Here is a 720-nt window from a genome sequence, read left to right on the forward strand (position 1 = left end):
TCGTTTACCTGGTCCCGACCGCTCTTTTCATAGGACGAATGAGCTACCTGGAGGCGGTCTCCGACACTCCTTCGCCCCGAAGCTGGTTTGTCGTGTGGATCGCGGCCTTTCTCTACACGCCGTTCTGGTCGGCGACGCTTCGTGGATTGCCGGATATTGCCGGCTGCCTCGCGCTTTCTGCGGCAACTTATTTTCTCTGGAAATCGAGGTTCCTGACACGCCAACCGGTGATCAACGGGATACGCATCGGCATATGCCTGTGGTTGGCGTTCATGCTGCGCCGTTGGTATGCATTTGCCGTCATAGGGATCGCACTTTCTGCAGCCTTCTTTTGTTCGTTGCAGGTCGCAAAAGACCGCGACTTCGCGGCATTCCGGAACGCGGCGTTAGGGGGCGTGTGCACGCTTTTTGTGATTGCCGGAGCCGCATTGGCCTTCCAGCAACCGCTGATCCTCAAGATTCTGGGAACGAGCTACGGTGACCTTTACAGCGGATACAAAACCAACTTCGTTTCGCAGATCGACCAGGTGGAATCGCGGCTGAGCTATGTGAACTGGCTGTTGATCGTCGTGGGCCTTTATATCTCCTTCATACGCCGCAACAGTTTCGCTTTGTTCTGTGCTCTCGCCTCGGCACTGACCTTCTTCCTCTTCACCCGGACGCAGGATCCGGACCGTCATCATTCGATGCCGATGTTTCTTTGGCTCTTTCCTGCATATG

The 720-nt window shown here is 55.7% G+C and carries 1 pseudogene; it reads left to right on the plus strand.

Going from position 1 to position 720, the window contains the following annotated elements:
* Window positions 1-38 precede the first annotated feature (38 nt).
* Window positions 39-720 (plus strand): annotated as a pseudogene (locus tag ACXJ7R_RS35305) (hypothetical protein); the annotation flags it as partial.

Source organism: Mesorhizobium sp. P5_C1 (assembly GCF_054049815.1).